Genomic DNA, 18,385 nt, shown 5'->3' with positions numbered 1-18,385 from the left:
GTTGAAATTCAATAGGGGTGGGCTTTAGCCCGCCTTACAAATTGTAAATAATTCTAGTGGCCCAAACCTGGAATTTTCGTTTATTGGGGAATACTCAGTATATCCTGTACGATTATTTTAGATTTCTCTATCAGTTCATTGGATCTGTAAAGCTGGCTGGTAAGTATGGAGCTTTCAAAAAGAAGATAGATGTGCGCTGAAATCATATCGTTTTGAATATCTTCATTGAAACTTTCTCTCAATGTGTTTTTATGATTGCGGATAACCTTGTGAATTTCTTCTTTATCAGCAGGAATTTCCGACAGAATATTCAGAAAGCTGCATCCTCTGAAATCTTCTCTTTCATTCATGTAAATCAGGAAATCAAAGGATTTCTGGAACTTTTCCTGCAATGTTTCTGCTTCCGATGTGAATTTTTCAAGCTCAGACACCCAGTAATCATACCTTTTATTAAGGAATTCAATACAAAGATCATCTTTAGATTTAAAATGCTGGTAAAAACTTGCTTTGGATACATCAGCTTCATCAATGATTTGATTGATGCCCGTATTGTTGTAACCTTGTCTATGGAAGAGAACCATGGCAGTGCTTACTATTCTTTCGCGAGGTTTGGGCATGATGTAAAATTTTTACAAATTTAAATAAAATATGAACAGACTGGTAGGTTTTTAAATAAATCCTCTCGCATAATAGAGCTGAATAACAAAGAAGAGTACCGTGAAAAACCATACAACATAAGGGTGATAGCTGAAGTTATTTTTCAGAATATAATGCAACGCTTTGAACAGCTTGAAAACACCAATGGCTCCAATGATGATAAACACAAGAAACACCAGGAAAAACAAATAGTCTCTGGTTCCATATTCACTCACTTTACCCAAACGGTCCATATAAGCATCTACATTTAATGTTTGCCCCAGAAACATAGCCGAACTGATTAATATAAAAAAAGGAGTGGAGGTATACACCGTTGTATAAATGAAAGAAAATAATAATGTCCGGAAGGTTATTGTATTCACTTTCTCTTTTTTGTACCATAATAAAGCAACACTGAATACTACTGCAGTAATATTATTCATCAAAAATATAAACAGAGCTTTTTCTACCATACTTAGTCCTTTGATCTTTGAGATAATATTGTGCTCACCACCATAATCCATTAAAAGTACGGAGACAATGACTGAGGTGTAAACAGAAAGTTTGATAGGAGAGAGGTAGTCGTGAAAACGCTCAGTTTCTTCTTTTTCCATCTCATGCACAGACAGGTCATAGCAGCGGCGGGGATCCTGAAACAATTTGAAGATGGTTACCGGAACCAACAATATTTCAATAATAATCTGCAGGCACAGCTTCTCAAAGCTATCGATCAACTTTTCAAACATATAGACGGATATTAAGGGAACATTTTGCAATTTAACTAATTTTTGAATTGCATCTTAAAAGATAATAAAAAAGTGGATGATTCAGGTTAAATCATCCACTCATTAATTATTTAAAAAGTTTTATTACTTTTTGGGAAGCCCTTTTTTCAAAGCAATATGAGCTCTTTCTACAGCTTTTCTTTCTTTCCAGTCCATATACCTTTTTTTGTATCGGCCTTTCATGAAATTATCAAAATTACGCTGAACAGCAAGATTCCAAAGAGAATGTGCTTTTACAGCCCAGCTTTTATCCCATGCACGCAGTGAAATAGAGAAAGATCCATCCAGATATTTCATCCAGTGCCACCAACCTGTAGGCATGAATAATGTATCTCCATGTTCAAGGAAACACTCAATTCCTTCAATACCATCCAATGCCGGGAATTTTTCAAAATCAGGATTGGCAATATCATAATCTTCCAGTGCATAGGTGGCATAAGGAAGCTTATACAGACGTGTTTTCCACTTGTATTCAAATAGAAGAACATGCTTTCTTCCATTGAAGTGAGTGTGGAAAATATGCGGCATATCGATATCGTAATGAAGGAAAGTCACAGAACCTTTACCTCCGAAAAACATACTTGGATATTTATCTAAAAATCCACCCATAAGATTCTTTGGCGGAACATAATCGTCCAGCAGTTTTGGGGCAAATTTTATAGGGTCAAAGAAGAAGATTCTCAGATCTGTAGGCTCTCTCTGAATAAGGTCCACATAATCACTAAAAGGCATCTTCGTAGTCGGAGTATTGATAGGAGCGGCAGGATCTGCTTTGGAACTGTCATAAAGGGGAACTTCAACGTCGCCTACTACTTCCTTCATGTAATCCATCGTCCATTTTTGATAGGCGGGCCACTTTCTTGCCATATTTCTGATTACCACTGGCTTACATGGCTTTAGATATTTTTCACGGAAATCTTCTTGTGAAATGTCATCTACAATATCAATTGGTTTAAGGATTATTCCCATTCGTTCAAATTATTAAGCTAAAGTATTAAATATTTGCGACAATAAAATGGAAAGAATTAAAATTATTTGGAATTAATATAAATAAATAATAAAACCCCTATTTCGGTTGTTCTTTTTTTAGAGTTATTACGATATGATTTTACCTTCTGTTCTTTTAAAATCTATAGTGTTTACAAGGTAAAAGATGGTTGTGAGATACAATAATTGTATGTATAATTGCCGTATTAAAAATAACCATGAAACGTTTTACTACAATTATTTTTTCACTTGTATTTGCCACTGCTTTTTCACAGAAATCAACCAGGATTTTCACTTCAGATATTGATAACTTTTGGGTGGCTTATGACAGCATTCAAAAAACAAATGATTATTCCGGAAAGCTGGATCTTATCAAAAGATTATATACTGATAAAGCAACAAAAGGTTTAAAAGCTTTTATGAATGCCAGAGATTATAATGATAGTGTGTATGTAAAAGTCATAGAAAAATATCCTGAATTCTGGAATTCGGTAAGACCGAATACCTTAACGATAAAAACCAAGACCAAAGAGTTGGAAGCTGGGGTTGTCAGGCTGAAGCAATTGTATCCTGAACTTAAAGATGCTGAAATGTATTTTACAATTGGCGGGCTTAACGCTGGAGGAACTGTGAGTGGAAATATGGTATTGGTAGGCGCTGAACTTGCTACGGGAATTGGGTCTACAGATGTCTCAGAATTTAAAGATGAATGGCTGAAGGGTATGTTTGCCAATCAGTCTCTGGATAATATCGTTTCTCTCAATATTCACGAATATATACATACTCAGCAGACCGGATACCAAAATAGGGTTTTAAACCAGGCCATTAAAGAAGGATCATGCGATCTGATTGCCGGACTTGTGATGAATGAATCTCCGCAAAGAAAATATATTTCTTACGGAATGGCTCATGAAGCTGAAATTAAAGCTCAATTTAAAAAAGAAATGTTTACCGGTAATCTTGCCAACTGGTTTTATAATGGAAGACAAAAAGAAGAGGGTGCGGATTTAGGATATTATGTAGGCTATGTGATCAGTAAAATGTATTACCAGAATACCAAAGATAAAAAACAGGCTATAAAAGATATTATTGAACTGAACTATAGTGATAATAAAGCTGTTGAAGACTTTCTGGACAAATCAAAGTTTTTCAAAGAAAAGGCCAGTACGCTTGTTAAAGAATATCAAAATCAATTACCGTATGTAGTGAAAATAGAGCCAGCCAATGGTTCCGTAGAGGTAAGTGCCAATACCAAAGAACTTAGAATTACTTTTTCGCAGGAAATGATTCCCGGAAAATATTCCTTCAACCTATCCGATAAGGGAAAAGAATATAACCCGATGACCAAAATAGCAGGGATGGAAAATAATAATAAAACGTTGCTGGTATTAGTAGATCTTAAACCGAATAAAGAGTATGAGTTTGTACTTACCAACAAAGGCTTTATTTCTAAAGAAGGTTATCTTCTGAGAGATGAGAAACTTCTTATCAAGTTTAAAACCGGCAATAAATAGTTTGTTTATGAACGGAGTGTTAACAAGAGGGATTTGAAAATTAATTTCTTTTATCCTTGATTATATTATTAGTTGTGTGTTAAAATTTTATTGATTTTATGGTTTTTTCAGCCTTTTCATAAGATTCTATGGATGGGAGGAAATTCAGCCTTTTTCAAAAAAAGGTTATATTCGGCTTCGTAAAAATAATAATATGCAAGTATATGAAGGGATTTCTGTGGGGTTGTATCTGTTATTAATGATAGGTATAGGCATATATTCTTATAGAAAATCAACAAGTAATTCAGAAGAATTTTTAATTGGTGGCCGAAAAATGGGAGCTGCCGTAACAGCATTGTCTGCAGGAGCAGCCGATATGAGCGGATGGCTTTTGATGGGCGTTCCCGGAGCAATGTATCTGTCCGGAATTTCAAGTTCCTGGATTGCAATAGGCTTAACCATTGGAGCTTATCTCAATTATATTATTGTAGCCCCAAGGCTCAGAATTTATACAGAAGTGGCACAGAATGCCATTACGCTGCCTGTATTTTTCGAAAACAGGTTTAAAAATAAAAATCAGCTTCTGAAAATCACATCCTCTATTTTCATTCTGGTATTTTTTACCCTGTACACTTCTGCAGGAATGGTATCCGGAGGAAAATTATTCGAATCAGCCTTCGGAATGGATTATACTGTAGGCTTGCTCCTGACAAGTCTGGTGGTAGTGCTGTATACATTTTTAGGTGGGTTTCTGGCGGTTAGTCTTACTGATTTTGTGCAAGGCACCATCATGGTATTGGCATTGGTGATTGTTCCGATTGTAGCCATTACCCAAATCGGAAGCGTGGGAGAGACGTTTTCTCTGATTGAAGCAAAAAATCCAAAATATCTGGATCTGTTCAGAGGAACCACCACTGTAAGTATTGTATCTTTATTGGCATGGGGATTAGGATATTGCGGTCAGCCTCATATTCTGGTACGTTTTATGGCCATTGATAAGCCGAAAGATCTGATCAAAGCAAGACGTATAGGGATTACATGGATGATCTTTACTGTTGCCGGAGCCTTAGCCATAGGATTGGTAGGAATCGCTTATCTGCAAAAGTTCGATATGAATACCATGATGAAATTTGACGGATCAAAGACAGAAGCAGAAACTATTTTCATTTATTTCTCCCGTATATTATTCCATCCGTTTATTGCAGGATTTTTACTTACAGCCATTCTTGCAGCGGTAATGAGTACGATTTCTTCTCAGTTATTGGTGACTTCAAGCTCCTTAACAGAAGATATTTACAAAGCCTTTCTGAATAAAAAAGCAACGTCTAAGCAATTATTAATGGCGAGCAGACTTTCTGTTTTACTTGTAGCCGTAATTGCGGTACTTTTATCTCTGGATCCTAAGGATAGTATTCTTAATCTGGTAGGTAATGCATGGGCGGGCTTTGGATCTGCATTCGGACCGCTGATCCTGCTGTCTCTTTTATGGAAAAAGGCAACATGGCAGGGAGGTTTTGCCGGGATGATGGTAGGAGGAATTACTGTATTAGCTTGGGTTTATCTACAACACCCACTGAAAGACTGGTACGAAATCATTCCTGGGTTTACGCTTTCTCTGTTGACTAACGTGATTGTTTCATTATCAACATATAAACCAGATGCTGTTATTGAAAGTGAATTTAATGAAGTTCAAAAGATCATGCAGGAGTAAAACCCAAAACTTAGATATTACATTTTATTAAATAGAATTTCCCCTTGCACAAACAAGGGGTTTTTTATGAATCTCAGGTATGCTGATGAAAAATATTTATCTTTAGCATCAAAAATCTGCAACCTTCAGGTGAAAATATTCTGAAAATAGAACTTTTAGTCCCCATTGAAAAAACTTTTACACCATTTAAAATTCAGACTACATCAAAGTTTCAGGCTGCTAAACCTGAATCCAAGAGCAAGTATTCCTGTTCTGATCATACTTGGAGCGCTGATTGTCGTGAAGCTGCCTGAAGCCTGTTATTATCCACCTTTGTTTTTTATACTGGCATTGCTGTTTCATTATGAAAGAAAAGACATTCCTTTTTTGAAAAAAGTTTTTGTCACCAGCTGGCGATGGGTTATTATGTTGGAGGCTGCATTTATTTACAGTATTTTACTTTGTGGAAACATCCATTATAAACTGGAGAAAACCGCATTGTTTTCATTACCTGCATTGGTCTTGCTGGCTTTTATCACGCCAAGGACAAGATCCTGGCTGGCATTACAATGGAATTATATTCCGGATGATTTATTTGAATGGAAAAGTTTTCTGAGAAAAAATACCTGGCTAGCCATTTTAGGCTTTTTGGTGATCTGGGGCTCTGCTTATCATCCTGTAACGTTGATTCTTGCGGGAGTATTTGCGCTGGATTATGTCTCACATATTTATGAGCTTAATGAAAATAAAGAAATGCTTGAAATGTATTTCAGGAAATATACTTTAAAAGAAAAGCTCAGAAGAAATTCTCTGTTTTTTAATATTTTGCTATTGCCTGCATATGGTTTATTTCTCGTTCTGCATCCTGCTGAAACGTTGTACATCCTTTATTATTTCGTCTTTATGAATCTGTATTTCTTACTGATTCTGACCAGAAAATACAAACATTATCATTATAAAGAAAAGGGGAATTACTTTAATATGGGAGTTTTTATTGAATATACAATATGCAGTATGACCATCATTCCGGCAGTATTTATATTGAAAAAAAATATAAAAGAAGCTTCTCAAAATATCAAAACTTATGTTGGAGATTAAAAACGTACATGTTCATTTTAAAAATCAGAACGTTTTAAACGATCTGAATCTAACCATAGAAGAAGGTTGCATTTTAGGATTGCTTGGAAAAAACGGAGCTGGAAAGACCACCTTGTTTGAATCTCTGTACCAAAGTACTCCGTTTTCCGGAAAGATCACATGGAAGAACGAACAGCTGAAACGGGAAATGATTTCCTATCTTGAAACTGAAAACTATTTTTATCCCTACATTACAGGAGAAGAATACCTTGCTTATTTCACCTCAAAAAAAGAAGAAGAAATTAAAGGCTTCCTTGAAAGATTTAATCTTCCTTTAAAAAAATATGTACAGTATTATTCCAGCGGAATGAAGAAAAAGCTGGCCCTTACGGGAATGCTCATGCTGGATAAGCCTATTAATATTCTGGATGAACCTTTCAACGGAGTAGATTTTGAAGGAGTTCATATTCTTTATGATATTATCAGACAGTTGAAATCTGAAAATAAAGTGGTGGTGGTAAGTTCCCATATTATTGAAACCCTTTTTCATACCTGTGATAAAATTGCTCTTCTTCAAGATGGGAAAATTGAAAAGATCTACAGAAAAGAAGATTTTGGTCAATTGAATGCTCTTAAATTTTAAAAATAGAATCGCAAAATTTATTACTATTTAACAGTCTGTGCTAAAGGTGCTTTGCCATTTTTTTACTATTTTTCCATTTCAAACTAATAACTTATTTATTATGAAAAATCTAAAGAAAATCGCAAGACAAAATTTAAAATCAATCACAGGAGGTCGCCCGCCTGCAGCCAGTGAATGCATGGCATGTGGTTGTCCAACCCCGATCTGTTATTATCTTAATGGAAACGGCGGCGGTGGAGGCTGTGGAACCCTTTTATGTGCATAATCACTTTTTATAAAGAAACCTTCCGATAAGCGGAAGGTTTTTTCATAACTTCACCATAAAATTGATTCAATAGTATGAAGCTGAAATTGGGGATATTAGATCAGTCACCTGCAATAATGGGAGATCATGCGGCATCTGCATTGAAAAACAGTCTTCATCTTGCTCTATTAGCGGAAGAAACAGGATTTCACAGCATTATGTATTCTGAACATCATGGTGTAGAAGCGTATGCAAGCTCCAGCCCTGAACTTTTAGCAGCCATTGTTCTCAGCAAAACAAACCGGATCAAAGTAGGAACGGCAGGAATTATGATGAGAAACTATTCTGCCTATAAAATTGCAGAGTGGGCCAAAATGCTGTCTACCTTGTATCCTGAACGTTTTATTCTCGGATTGGGAAAAGCTCCGGGAGGATTAAAAGATGCTGTAATGGCACTGAACAATCATAAACCAGTCATTTTATCCAATATGGAAACCAAACTGGAAGAGATCATTCAATTCATAAAAGACGAAAAAGGGATATATGATGGGCTTATTGCACAGCCGACTCATGTACAGCATATCCCAGGAATCATGTGGCTGGGTTCAGGAATAACTTCTGCCAAAGAAGCGGCCAGGCATGGGATCGGATATTCATTCGCAGCGTTTATGAATAGTGAAAATGGAAAGGAAAATACCGATACTTATCTCAAAGAATTTGATAGCACTCAATATTTTCCTCAGCCTTCATTACAGGTTGCTGTGGCTGTATCCGTAGCAGATAAAATTGAAGATGCCAGACGGAATGCTTATGGAATGGCCTATCAGTTTTTGCAATCCAGACAATTGGCAAGTCCCAATGCGGTTCTTTCTCCGGAAGCGGTGGAACAGAAAATTTTGGGAACAAAGGATGAAGAAGAATTCTTTACTATTTTAAACAGAATTATTATAGAAACACCACAATCTGTTGATCAGAAATTAGTTGAAATTTCCCAAAAGTACAATACAGATGATCTTCTGATCTTATGTAATATGTACCGGGAAGAAGATCGTATTAACACTTATAAAAGTATCATTAAAAATAATAGATAAACTCCACAGTATGAAATTTCTGTTGTGCTATGGAGTTTTTATACTATAATTCAAATCCATGAAACAGAATATATCAACATTATATATCCTTACAGGAGGTCCGGGAGCAGGAAAAACAACGTTGCTGGATGAACTAAACCGACATGAATTGATAACTGTGCCTGAAGAAGGAAGAAAAATCATTAAAGAACAGATAGATTCCTGTGGTGAAGGACTTCCATGGCTTAACAAAGAACTTTTTGCAGAACTGATGTTTAAGGAATCTGTAAAAACCTACCTGAAAATAAGTAAGATGCCCCATAAGAAACCTGTTCTCTTTGACCGTGGGATATTGGATACGTTGGGCTATATGAAACTTGAACACATTTCAATTCCGGTATCTATGGTAGCAAAAGCAAGAGAAATGGTTTATCATCATAATGTTTTCATTCTTCCCCCATGGAAAGAGATTTATGAAAACGATCCTGAAAGAAAACAAACCTTTGAAAAAGCGGTAGAAACCTTTGAGTGTATGAAAGACATTTATCATGAATATGGTTATACTGTTATCGAAGTTCCTAAAGTTTCAGTAGAAAACAGAGCGCACTTTATTCTTGATCGAATCACATAGAGAAAGACGCTCATTCATCAATCATCATTTATCAACTACTATATGAACAATCTTCCTTTTGAAAAAGAACTGATCGAAATGGCTGGCCAGGATCTGTCCGTCAGAGAAAAACTATTGCTGGCTGGAGAATTATCCGGAAGCTATCATCCTGAAATGGAAAATATTCATAGAGCCAATGCGAAACGGCTGCGGGAAATTATAGCAGAAATAGGTTATCCTACCATCTCAAAAGTGGGCGAGAATGCTAATGATGCAACCTGGCTGATTATCCAGCATGCCATCGGTGAACCTGAATTTATGAAAACATGTTATGCTATGATGGAAGAGCATTCCAATGATATTAATCTTTTGCATAAAGCCTATTTATACGACAGGATTCAGGTTTTTCAGAGTAAACCTCAAAAATATGGGACACAGTTGACCTCTGAAGGAACAATTTATCCCGTAGAAAACAAAGAAAACTTAAATGCAGAGCGTGAAAAGGTAAATCTGCGGGTCCTGCCTGAATCAGATATTAACAAAATTCCGGAACCTGAAGACATTCCGGAAATTGATAGCAAAGACGTTGAATATACAGTTTGGAGAAAAAAAGCAGGATGGATTTAAAGCAATGCTGAATGCATGAAGAAATTTTCAACTTAAACTGTAATTCCTCCCAAATTCCACCTTACTTGCCGGTCTTCAAGACTTCACGAACTTCAATATTTCCTCCAATTTTAAAAATTGGGTTTCCTTTCGCTATTTCAACGGCTTCATCAATAGATTCTGCCCGTACAATAATATATCCACTAATGAATTCTTTAATCTCGGTATAAGGGCCATCCGTTACCATATTATCTGGTTTTACGGTTTTGGCAGCTCCAGAAGTAGGTATTAAAGTATTTCCTTCATCCACCAGTTTGTTTTGTGCAGCAATGTCTCCAAGCCAGATCATACGCTCCCGGATCTGTTCAGGAGAAGGTTTAAAATCAGAAATGTCTTTCAGTCTGAAGATCAATGCAAATTCTTTCATAATCATATTCTTTTTTTTATGACGATTAAGATAGATGAACAGGGACAACGTTTTTAAGGTGTTTTTATTTATCCAATAAAGGTCTGGGATCAAACAGAACTTTTAATGTTTTGATTTTTCCATTCTGTACGTGATACCATCCTGAAGATTCAATAGTTTTTTCTCCCATGTTAATATTATACCAAAAACATACATCTTCACCGGAAGTAAAAGTCCTGAGAATTTCATACTTAAATTTCATCTGCTTCATATCTTTCATATAAACAGAAGCTCCTTCTCTCTTACCCAATACTCCTATAAATTTAAAATCAGGATCGAGACAGCTTTCAGCCTTGTCAAAATTTTCTTCATTTAAATAGTGGATAAACTGTTCTGCAACGTTTTGAATGGTATTGCTCATAAAGATTGTTTTTATTGTTGAATACAAAATTAAAGGTTCACTGAGCATTCCCTTGTGACTATAATCACAAAATGCTTTTATCTCTTTTTGAATTTATTTTAATACGGGAATTCTTCCTTTTGCATAGGCAATCTGTTCTTTTTCTTTGTTCTGATCCGGATTGTTTTTAAGATACATCTGATAGTATGTCGCTGCATTCTTAGGCTGTTTCAGGTTGAGATCATAAAGAAGTCCCAAACGGTAATAAATAATATTGCTGGTACCAAAAGTCAGTCCTCTTTTATAGGCTGTTACCGCCTCGTTATATTGGTTTTGGGCTTCATAAATACCCGCCAGCGCAGCATAGTAAAGGTTGGTGTGGTCTGAAATAGCTTCATCAATAGTTTTTTGTGCATAGATGGCCGCATTGTTATAATCTTTCAGTTCACGATAGCTCAGTGCCAGAAAATATAATGTGCCTTCATTTTGTATACCCATATCTTCCATCGCTTTGTAAAGCATAATGCATTTCTGATAATCCTTTACATAAAAATAAGCTTGTCCCATATCGTTCATTACATTGACATCAGCATGATTTTTCAGAAGCTTTTCACCAATCTCAATCACCTCTGGATATTTGGTGAGCTGATTGGCAACCGGCAGTAGAGCTTGTTGTAAAGTAAAGTTTTCAGTATCAGCAGCGATTGCTGTTTTCAATACATCATAAGCGGGTTGATATTGCTTGAGACCGCTGTAAGTAATGGAAAGATCATAAGCTACATCAGGATCGGTGGCATTCAAGGTATTGGCTTTTTTAAGATAATTAAGTTTGGATTCAGGTGTTTCTGCATAACCAGCAAGTTGTTTATAAGCACTGAAATTAAGACTGTCAAGCTGAATAATCTGTTGAAGATAGGTTTTGGCATTAGAAACATTTCCACGTCTGGAGTTGATACTTGCTAAGCTGAATAGAGTAGGCAGGTTGTTGGGTTGAATGGTGTTGATTTTCAGATAACTTTTCTCTGCATCCGGCAGTTTTCCAGCCATCATATTACAGTAAGCAATTTGTGAAAGGGCTTTTATATCCTGTGTATCTCCGGGATATATGCTCTGAAGATAAGTAGCTGCATCAGCATAACGTTGTGTTTCATAATATTCAAGAAGTTTTTCAGTATCAATTTTTGCAGACTGGGCAGTAAGATTTTTAAAACTTAATAGAATAATACACAAGCAAATTCCTCTTTTCATCATGGTTATTTTTTAACTAAAATATTGGTTATTTATTGAGCTTCCAAATTTTAGACTCACTTATTGGGGATTTTTTTAATCTTATGACTGATTTACGATAAAACCCTAAACCCAATATTATTAGATTTCTTATATTCACTTTATAGAAAAAGCAAAAGATATGGAAATAAAAACTGTACACTCATTCCTGGAGTATTATGGGAAAATAAGAGAAAGAACCAATCGTATTATTGAAGTTGTTCCTCCTGAACATATTGATTTTTCTTATAAACCTGGGAAATTTACTATTGGCGATCAGATAAGGCACATTGCTGCCATTGAACGGTATATGTATGGAGAAACCATTATGGGAAGGAGAAGTGCTTATCCCGGATGTGGTAAGGATCTTGCCGACGGTTATGAAAATACAGTTAAGTTTTTCAATGAAATGCACAGACAGACTCTGGAAATTATTTGCAGTCTTTCAGATGAAGATCTCACAAGGAAATGTCTTACTCCAGCCAACAGTGAAATTTCCGTATGGAAATGGCTTCGTGCTATGATAGAACATGAAATCCACCACAGGGCAGAATTATATATCTATCTGAATCTTTTGGATGTAAAAACACCTCAGATTTATGGACTTTCTGCAGAGGAAGTGCAGGAGATCAGTGTGAAAGTTAATGTTCAAAGGGAATAATTGAAGAATGTTCAATCGGTTGAGGTTAATTTGTATATTAGCCCATTCAAAAAATAATAATGGCCAGACCTCTTATACTCCCTCTTTTGTTATTCTTAAACAATGTATATGCACAGACCAATTTGGATCTTAAACCGGGAGACACCCTGAAATATTTACCACAGTCTCGTAAATCATCGTGGATCTCAGTACAGTCAGTTGATGCTAATCTGGGAATTGCTTTGTTCACAGATGGAAAAAAAATGAGAGAGCAGGATGATTCGAGAGGAATAAAAAGTATTGAACGCTTGTATTTCACTCCTGAAAAAGGAAAAAAATATGAAGTGAAAATATGGGCTAAATCTTATCTTGAAAAAAGTAAAACCGCGAAAGTCTCTATTACAGAGTCCAAAAGTGTAACGGTTCTGAATGGCCAGTTCAGTTCCGATCAGTTTGTAGAAGATCTAAGAACATTCCGCTCTATCAGAGAAAAAGCAAATTCCGGACTCTATGTATACAGAAACAAAAAGCAGATAGACAGCATCTACCAGCAGGCGGAAGCAGAGGCCAGAAACAGTAAAAATATTTTTGATTTCTATAAAGTCATTGCCAAACTTACCGCATTTGAAGGAAGCTGTCACAATTATACAGATCTACCCAACCATGCTTCGTATTATCTCACTCAGAAACCAGAATATTTACCCATTACACTAAAGAATATTGATGGCCGTCTTCTTCAGGATTCTAAAGATAATGCCATCCCTCTTGGGAGCGAAATTCTTTCTATCAACGGGGTTTCCGCAAAAGAAATAATCAGCAGGTTTTCTCAATACTATTTTTCTGACGGATTTTCTATGCCTTACAAGGAAACAACAGGTTTTGAAAGAGGAATGTTGGATAAATTTTATATGGAATTCGGAAACCATAAAAACTATGTGATTCAGTATAAATGGAATGAAATTGTAAAAGAAATTTCTATGCCGGGAATACCATTGGAAAATTTTAAAAAACTCCAGGAATCCAGATATTCGCTTGCTTTTGACAAAAAATTGCTGTCTGAAAAATATAGTTTTAGCAAAGAAGGGGAAGATATTTATAGGTTATCTTTGAGAGGGTTTGATTTTGCAACCGGAAAAGAAGATCCCGCCTATAAAAAATTCAGTGCTTTTCTTGAGCAGATGATGGATACTCTGGAAAAAGAGAAGATACAGAATCTGATTATTGATCTCAGAGGAAATACAGGAGGCACAGGAGCTCTTTATGAAAAAGTATTCTCTTATCTTACGCAAAGACCTTTCAGGGATAGTCACTATGCGTATACCCAATTCAATGAAGTTCCTTTGGAAGAAAAACTGGTTATTACACCTCTTTTCCTTTCTAACGGTGTACAGGATAAGCATGGACTGAATGCCTATTTGAAACAGCTTTACCCTAAAAGTATTCAGGGAAAATATTATTGGGCAGATGACAAAAACTCTTCCATTATGCCTAATGAAAGAACTTTTAACGGACAACTTTATTTGCTTGTAGACCAGAGGGTTGCTTCCGCAGCTTCACATTTGGCCTCTCTTATTAAATCATACACCAATGCGGTTGTGATTGGAAAAGAAACTGTAGGCGGATATTATGAACATAATGGACATCTTCCCTTAGTGTATGAACTACCCAATACAGGAATTCAGACGGGATTTTCTATTGTTCATGTCATTCAGGATGCTCAAAACCTTCCTGATCAGAAAAAAGGACAGGGGATTATTCCTCATATTACAATACAGCAGACTGATCAGGAATTTTTGGATCAGACCGATGTTTATCTGAAAAAAATATCAGAAATCAGAAAATAATAAAGAAACTCAGTCATATCTATAAAGCAGCTGTACATTAAAAGTGTACAGCTGCTTTTTTATTTTCAATCAGCAAAAATATTTTAGATTATTTCTATTTTAAGTGATAAATTAATGTTTTTCAATTATTAAAAATTGTTAATTATTTATTTGGTATAGAGGTATTTATTTCTTTTTTTTAATCATTCATTTTAGAATTATTTATAAAAAGTCGTAGAACTACGACAAAATTTCAGATTACATGATGAAAATTTTCTGAATAGCGATTACCGTTTTATCTTTGTAATACCACCAATCCAATTACAAAAAATTAATAATGATTAAAACCCACATATTACAAGAATAACATCAAGAGAAATCTTGAAATTCAACAGGGTTATAAAGTAAGCTTACTCTTATATTTTTCCTTTTTAACACCCTGTTCTGACCTCAATATCCGGATTTCACCATTACCAATGGAGTGCGGATAACGAAAAATGTATCTGAACTTTGTTGTCCAGATCAATTTCAGACTTAAAAAAACGGACACTCAATCAATCAAAATATTACAATTATGTTTCAGGACGATCATTCACCCAAAATGCCTGTTTCCAAAGATAAAATTTCAGCTGTAAAGAATATTAAAGAAACATTGACAGATCAGGCTGTCAGCAAAGCTGCTCAGGAAGTACAGGAAAAATCGAGCGGAACCGTTAAGAAAGCTACAGAAAAAATGGCTCAGGCTCAGGCGTATACAGGTCTGGTTCAAAACGGTTCTCAAATGTTTATGAATCAGGTTAAACAACCGAACCCTCCCACACTGGTAGAAGATAAAGTATGGTCCAAACAGCCAACTTCAGGAATTTATAATGCCAATACAATTCCTGGAAATCAGGTTGCAGGAATTAATCGTGTGGTAAAACTTGAAATTGTAATTGACGGAAAGGTAATTAAACATTTCAAGCATTTTCAGCTTAAACAAAGTGCTGTAAAACATCATGAATTTGATTTGATGCTGGCCCACGATACCTTAGGAAGCTCAGAAAATCATAATCTTGAAGAAGCACAAAACTTTCTTGGAAAGAGAATTACTGTGATTTTCAGATATAAAGACGTTGAAGACGGCCCGGAAAGAAATTTTGTAGGAGTGATCACAGAAGTAGGTTTCAGCCAGGAAAAAGGAAGTCTGGGAAATATTGTTCTTACAGGATCAAGCCCTACGGTTCTTTTGGATGCAGCTCCTCATATTCAAAGTTTTGGCGGAGCACAGGAAATCAGTCTCAACAGTATTGCAGATCAGGTGATCAAAGAAGGACTCGGACAAAACAGTTTTGATTTCAGGGTAGATGCAGCCCATGGAAATGTTTCTTACAGCTCACAATATGAAGAGACTCATTATAACTATCTGGCCAGAATTGCAGAAGCCTACGGTGAACAGTTCTATTACGATGGTGAAGTATTGCATTTCGGAAAGCTTCCACCTCAGGAAAAACCTGTGAAGCTTACGTATGGAAGCAGTGTGAGTGATGTCAAGATAAAAATGAAAGCTCAGCACGTGAATCCTTCATTTTATGGCTATAACAGCAGTAAAAATGAAAAATTAACAGCAGGAAATTCAAAAATTAATCATACTTCAGATATAGCCAAAAGAGCGTATGAAATTTCAGAAAAAACTTTTACAACTCCATCGTTAAGAGTGGCTCCCATAAAAGCTGTGTCTTTCATGGATGTGGAAAATTCTCAAAAAGGAACTGCAGGAAGTAAGGCCGCTGAAGTATTTGTTATTTCAGGAATTACCACGGTACCATTTCTTTACCCTGGCTGTATTGCTGATATTGAAATGAGAAAAGCTGAAAGCAGCGAAACGACCTATTTTACTAAACTGATGATTACAGATATGTATCATGAGGTAGATGCCAGAGGATATTATACCGGAACTTTTGAGGCAATAGCTTCTGATACCGGATTTATCCCTCGTCCGGAGTTCCATACCCCAAAAGCAGATGCACAATTTGCCAAAGTAATTTCCAATGTAGATCCTTTGAATCAGGGTAGAGTTAAAGTACAGTTCGACTGGCAAAATGGTTCTACCACAACAGAATATATCAGAGTAATGACTCCGGATGGCGGAGGAAGCGAAAAAGTGAGTAAAAATCGTGGTTTCATGGCGATTCCTGAAGAAGGAGATCAGGTAGTGGTCAATTTTGCCCATCAACATCCTGACCGCCCGTTTGTGATGGGAGGAATGTTCCATGGAGGAGTTGGCGGAGGCGGAGGAGCCGGAAATAATATTAAAAGCTTAAGCAGTAAAAGCGGACATACGATGAGTCTGGATGATGCTGGTGGAATTACCGTAAAAGATAAAGATCAAAATTCTGTTTTTCTGGATGGAGCCGGAAATATAACGATAGACAGCAAAATTTCCATTACGCTGAATTGTGGAAGCAGTTCGATCTATATGGATAAAGAGGGTAATATTCAGATTAAAGGAAAAGAAATATTTGTACAGGGAGTCAATATTGGTGTTGGTGGAACAACGAGTATCGGAGTAGGAGTAGGACCTGAAGACGGTGAACCTACTTCAGGTGTCGGAATCAAATCTGATACGCTCGATATCGGAACCAATACACTTTCTATGAGGGGTGATACTGAAGCCAATCTTAGCAGTGGAGGAAAAATCAATGTTGGAGGCGGAAGTGAAACAAATATTGTAAGTGGAACTGTAAAACTGAATTAAGACAGATGAATCCAGTAGATTTGGAGTTGGTGAAGTTAAAAAGACAATGGCAGAAAGTCGTTTCAAAGAATGAAGAAAAACCTATGCTGATCTGTATAGGAGAAAAACATGAAACGGATCTTTTTGACGGATTTATCAAGTCGAAGCTTTCTGAAGATGAAGAAAATGATGATGTTTTTTTACTCCACTATCAGGAATTTAACGGAATGAACTCTTTCGGACAAACCTTATTGGATGAATGGACTGAGTTCTATGAGATGTTGAAAAAAAGCGAAGAGAATATTCCCCAATGGGATCTGAAAAACCCGGAAGAAAACTTTAAAACAGATGCGTATAAGGCATTTTATCCTTTAATGGAATTAAAGAAGAACTTCCCTAATATTCAGGATTCTAAAATTTACATCTACATTGCTCCACTCAGGATCAGTGATACCGAGGAACTTTCTTTGTGGGTGAAAGAGTGGTGCAGGATCTGTGAGAACTCAGAAAATAAAGATATTAAACTGGTTTGGGCAGAACATCATACCTACAGAACCTTACCCAATATCTCTTCCGCACATCGCTTCAGAGTGGAAGTAGACATTCATCAGTTAATGCAGAATACGGCAGCTCATACCAATCGCAAGAAGAACAGCCCGGATACGGATTTTCAACAGCAGATTCTTATCGCAAGTAATCATTTAAGCAAAGAAAGATTCAAAGAAGCAGAGCATGCATTGAAAACAGCAGTGAAACTTGCTAAAGAACAAAAGAATAAACAAGGAGAGATTTCTGCTTATTTTATGCTTACACAGGCTTATACCGCAGACAGGAAGAAAGAAAAGGCAGAAGATACCTACCGCACAATATTAGAAGAAGTAGAACCGGATAGCCCTTTAGCAGTTCAGATGTATATGAATTATGGTAGTTATCTGTTAGGAAACTCCAAAAAATCCAAAGCAGAAAAAATATTTGAAAAAGCTGCAGAAACCGCTCAGAAAATAGGAGAATATGCAATGGCGATTGAGTGTTACAGAATCATCGCTACATTGAATGATACGGTTCTGACAAAAGATAAAATGATCAGATATTTTGAAAAATGTCTGGATATAGCAAAAGTAATGGATTCTTCAGCAAGAGAACTGAGCAGTCTGAGGTTTGTAGCCTCAATGCTTATTCTAAAATATGAAGGCGACACTGATAAAAAAAGAATACTGGACAATGAAATGAAGACTTATTTTGGTGATGACTGGAAGGTGAGTGTAGAAAAACCAAAAGCAGGGTAATCTCAAA

18 protein-coding genes are annotated in these 18,385 nt (G+C 36.1%); 12 read left to right on the top strand and 6 right to left on the bottom strand.

The genetic code is table 11. The features are described from left to right. Positions 1–80 precede the first annotated feature (80 nt). The 3 genes from NK356_RS06305 to NK356_RS06295 form a co-directional block, all read right to left on the bottom strand. Positions 81–617 carry a TetR/AcrR family transcriptional regulator gene (locus NK356_RS06305; protein WP_034698653.1) on the bottom strand — a complete coding sequence of 179 codons (537 nt, stop codon included), beginning with the start codon at positions 615–617 and terminating at the stop codon, positions 81–83. A gap of 51 nt (positions 618–668) precedes the next feature. Then, a complete protein-coding gene (locus NK356_RS06300) occupies positions 669–1,382 on the bottom strand; it encodes a hypothetical protein (protein WP_034698649.1) in 714 nt (237 codons plus the stop codon). A gap of 123 nt (positions 1,383–1,505) precedes the next feature. Further along, a complete protein-coding gene (locus NK356_RS06295) occupies positions 1,506–2,390 on the bottom strand; it encodes a cupin-like domain-containing protein (protein ID WP_034698646.1) in 885 nt (294 codons plus the stop codon). Positions 2,391–2,626: 236 nt separating this feature from the next. Between NK356_RS06295 and NK356_RS06290 the strand changes: the two genes are divergently transcribed. From NK356_RS06290 to NK356_RS06255, 8 genes are all read left to right on the top strand, one after another. After that, positions 2,627–3,922 (top strand): Ig-like domain-containing protein, encoded by a 1,296-nt coding sequence (locus NK356_RS06290; RefSeq protein ID WP_253316500.1) that lies wholly within the window; start codon positions 2,627–2,629, stop codon positions 3,920–3,922. Positions 3,923–4,115: 193 nt separating this feature from the next. Next, entirely contained in the window at positions 4,116–5,612 is a 1,497-nt protein-coding gene (gene putP / locus NK356_RS06285) for a sodium/proline symporter PutP (RefSeq protein WP_034698643.1), read from the top strand. A gap of 165 nt (positions 5,613–5,777) precedes the next feature. Then, entirely contained in the window at positions 5,778–6,689 is a 912-nt protein-coding gene (locus NK356_RS06280) for a hypothetical protein (protein WP_253316499.1), read from the top strand. Then, on the top strand, positions 6,676–7,311 hold the full coding sequence (locus NK356_RS06275) for an ATP-binding cassette domain-containing protein (RefSeq protein ID WP_034698637.1): 636 nt from the start codon (positions 6,676–6,678) through the stop codon (positions 7,309–7,311). The genes NK356_RS06280 and NK356_RS06275 overlap by 14 nt, the downstream gene beginning before the upstream one ends. A gap of 100 nt (positions 7,312–7,411) precedes the next feature. Continuing rightward, complete coding sequence (locus tag NK356_RS06270; protein ID WP_156106547.1) at positions 7,412–7,576, top strand: hypothetical protein; 165 nt, start codon at positions 7,412–7,414, stop codon at positions 7,574–7,576. Between the two features lie 74 nt (positions 7,577–7,650). Continuing rightward, entirely contained in the window at positions 7,651–8,646 is a 996-nt protein-coding gene (locus NK356_RS06265) for an MsnO8 family LLM class oxidoreductase (RefSeq protein WP_253316498.1), read from the top strand. Between the two features lie 58 nt (positions 8,647–8,704). Continuing rightward, positions 8,705–9,256 (top strand): AAA family ATPase, encoded by a 552-nt coding sequence (locus NK356_RS06260; RefSeq protein ID WP_253316497.1) that lies wholly within the window; start codon positions 8,705–8,707, stop codon positions 9,254–9,256. A gap of 42 nt (positions 9,257–9,298) precedes the next feature. After that, positions 9,299–9,862: a DUF6624 domain-containing protein gene (locus NK356_RS06255; RefSeq protein WP_034698631.1), complete on the top strand. Its 564-nt coding sequence runs from the start codon at positions 9,299–9,301 to the stop codon at positions 9,860–9,862. 61 nt (positions 9,863–9,923) lie between these two features. Here NK356_RS06255 and NK356_RS06250 read toward each other — a convergent pair whose 3' ends face one another. The 3 genes from NK356_RS06250 to NK356_RS06240 form a co-directional block, all read right to left on the bottom strand. After that, complete coding sequence (locus NK356_RS06250; RefSeq protein WP_253316496.1) at positions 9,924–10,268, bottom strand: YciI family protein; 345 nt, start codon at positions 10,266–10,268, stop codon at positions 9,924–9,926. 64 nt (positions 10,269–10,332) lie between these two features. Continuing rightward, positions 10,333–10,668: a nuclear transport factor 2 family protein gene (locus NK356_RS06245; protein ID WP_253316495.1), complete on the bottom strand. Its 336-nt coding sequence runs from the start codon at positions 10,666–10,668 to the stop codon at positions 10,333–10,335. Between the two features lie 93 nt (positions 10,669–10,761). Further along, on the bottom strand, positions 10,762–11,898 hold the full coding sequence (locus NK356_RS06240) for a tetratricopeptide repeat protein (RefSeq protein WP_253316494.1): 1,137 nt from the start codon (positions 11,896–11,898) through the stop codon (positions 10,762–10,764). Positions 11,899–12,055: 157 nt separating this feature from the next. On the opposite strand from NK356_RS06240, the gene NK356_RS06235 reads away from it, so the two are divergent. The 4 genes from NK356_RS06235 to NK356_RS06220 all read left to right on the top strand — a co-directional run bounded on the left by NK356_RS06235 (position 12,056) and on the right by NK356_RS06220 (position 18,378). Next, entirely contained in the window at positions 12,056–12,574 is a 519-nt protein-coding gene (locus NK356_RS06235) for a DinB family protein (protein WP_034698623.1), read from the top strand. A 59-nt stretch (positions 12,575–12,633) separates the two neighbouring features. Continuing rightward, positions 12,634–14,397 (top strand): S41 family peptidase, encoded by a 1,764-nt coding sequence (locus NK356_RS06230; RefSeq protein ID WP_253316493.1) that lies wholly within the window; start codon positions 12,634–12,636, stop codon positions 14,395–14,397. A 553-nt stretch (positions 14,398–14,950) separates the two neighbouring features. Continuing rightward, on the top strand, positions 14,951–17,113 hold the full coding sequence (locus NK356_RS06225; RefSeq protein WP_034698617.1) for a type VI secretion system Vgr family protein: 2,163 nt from the start codon (positions 14,951–14,953) through the stop codon (positions 17,111–17,113). A gap of 5 nt (positions 17,114–17,118) precedes the next feature. Further along, on the top strand, positions 17,119–18,378 hold the full coding sequence (locus tag NK356_RS06220; RefSeq protein WP_253316492.1) for a lipopolysaccharide assembly protein LapB: 1,260 nt from the start codon (positions 17,119–17,121) through the stop codon (positions 18,376–18,378). The last annotated feature ends 7 nt before the right edge of the window (positions 18,379–18,385 follow it).

The organism is Chryseobacterium sp. S0630 (genome assembly GCF_024158915.1).
In the GTDB taxonomy this organism is placed as follows: domain Bacteria; phylum Bacteroidota; class Bacteroidia; order Flavobacteriales; family Weeksellaceae; genus Chryseobacterium.
The sequence above is the reverse complement of the archived record's forward strand: the minus strand, read 5'-3'. Positions and strand labels throughout refer to the sequence as shown.

Excerpts from the sequence above, each read along its gene's own strand:
- NK356_RS06230 (WP_253316493.1), top strand. The coding sequence starts at position 12,634 with ATGGCCAGACCTCTTATACTCCCTCTTTTGTTATTCTTAAACAATGTA.
- NK356_RS06245 (WP_253316495.1), bottom strand. The coding sequence starts at position 10,668 with ATGAGCAATACCATTCAAAACGTTGCAGAACAGTTTATCCACTATTTA.
- NK356_RS06300 (WP_034698649.1), bottom strand. The coding sequence starts at position 1,382 with ATGTTTGAAAAGTTGATCGATAGCTTTGAGAAGCTGTGCCTGCAGATT.
- NK356_RS06290 (WP_253316500.1), top strand. The coding sequence starts at position 2,627 with ATGAAACGTTTTACTACAATTATTTTTTCACTTGTATTTGCCACTGCT.
- NK356_RS06275 (WP_034698637.1), top strand. The coding sequence starts at position 6,676 with ATGTTGGAGATTAAAAACGTACATGTTCATTTTAAAAATCAGAACGTT.
- NK356_RS06305 (WP_034698653.1), bottom strand. The coding sequence starts at position 617 with ATGCCCAAACCTCGCGAAAGAATAGTAAGCACTGCCATGGTTCTCTTC.
- NK356_RS06225 (WP_034698617.1), top strand. The coding sequence starts at position 14,951 with ATGTTTCAGGACGATCATTCACCCAAAATGCCTGTTTCCAAAGATAAA.
- NK356_RS06295 (WP_034698646.1), bottom strand. The coding sequence starts at position 2,390 with ATGGGAATAATCCTTAAACCAATTGATATTGTAGATGACATTTCACAA.
- NK356_RS06235 (WP_034698623.1), top strand. The coding sequence starts at position 12,056 with ATGGAAATAAAAACTGTACACTCATTCCTGGAGTATTATGGGAAAATA.
- NK356_RS06250 (WP_253316496.1), bottom strand. The coding sequence starts at position 10,268 with ATGAAAGAATTTGCATTGATCTTCAGACTGAAAGACATTTCTGATTTT.
- NK356_RS06240 (WP_253316494.1), bottom strand. The coding sequence starts at position 11,898 with ATGATGAAAAGAGGAATTTGCTTGTGTATTATTCTATTAAGTTTTAAA.
- NK356_RS06220 (WP_253316492.1), top strand. The coding sequence starts at position 17,119 with ATGAATCCAGTAGATTTGGAGTTGGTGAAGTTAAAAAGACAATGGCAG.
- NK356_RS06260 (WP_253316497.1), top strand. The coding sequence starts at position 8,705 with ATGAAACAGAATATATCAACATTATATATCCTTACAGGAGGTCCGGGA.
- NK356_RS06270 (WP_156106547.1), top strand. The coding sequence starts at position 7,412 with ATGAAAAATCTAAAGAAAATCGCAAGACAAAATTTAAAATCAATCACA.
- NK356_RS06255 (WP_034698631.1), top strand. The coding sequence starts at position 9,299 with ATGAACAATCTTCCTTTTGAAAAAGAACTGATCGAAATGGCTGGCCAG.
- NK356_RS06265 (WP_253316498.1), top strand. The coding sequence starts at position 7,651 with ATGAAGCTGAAATTGGGGATATTAGATCAGTCACCTGCAATAATGGGA.
- putP (WP_034698643.1), top strand. The coding sequence starts at position 4,116 with ATGCAAGTATATGAAGGGATTTCTGTGGGGTTGTATCTGTTATTAATG.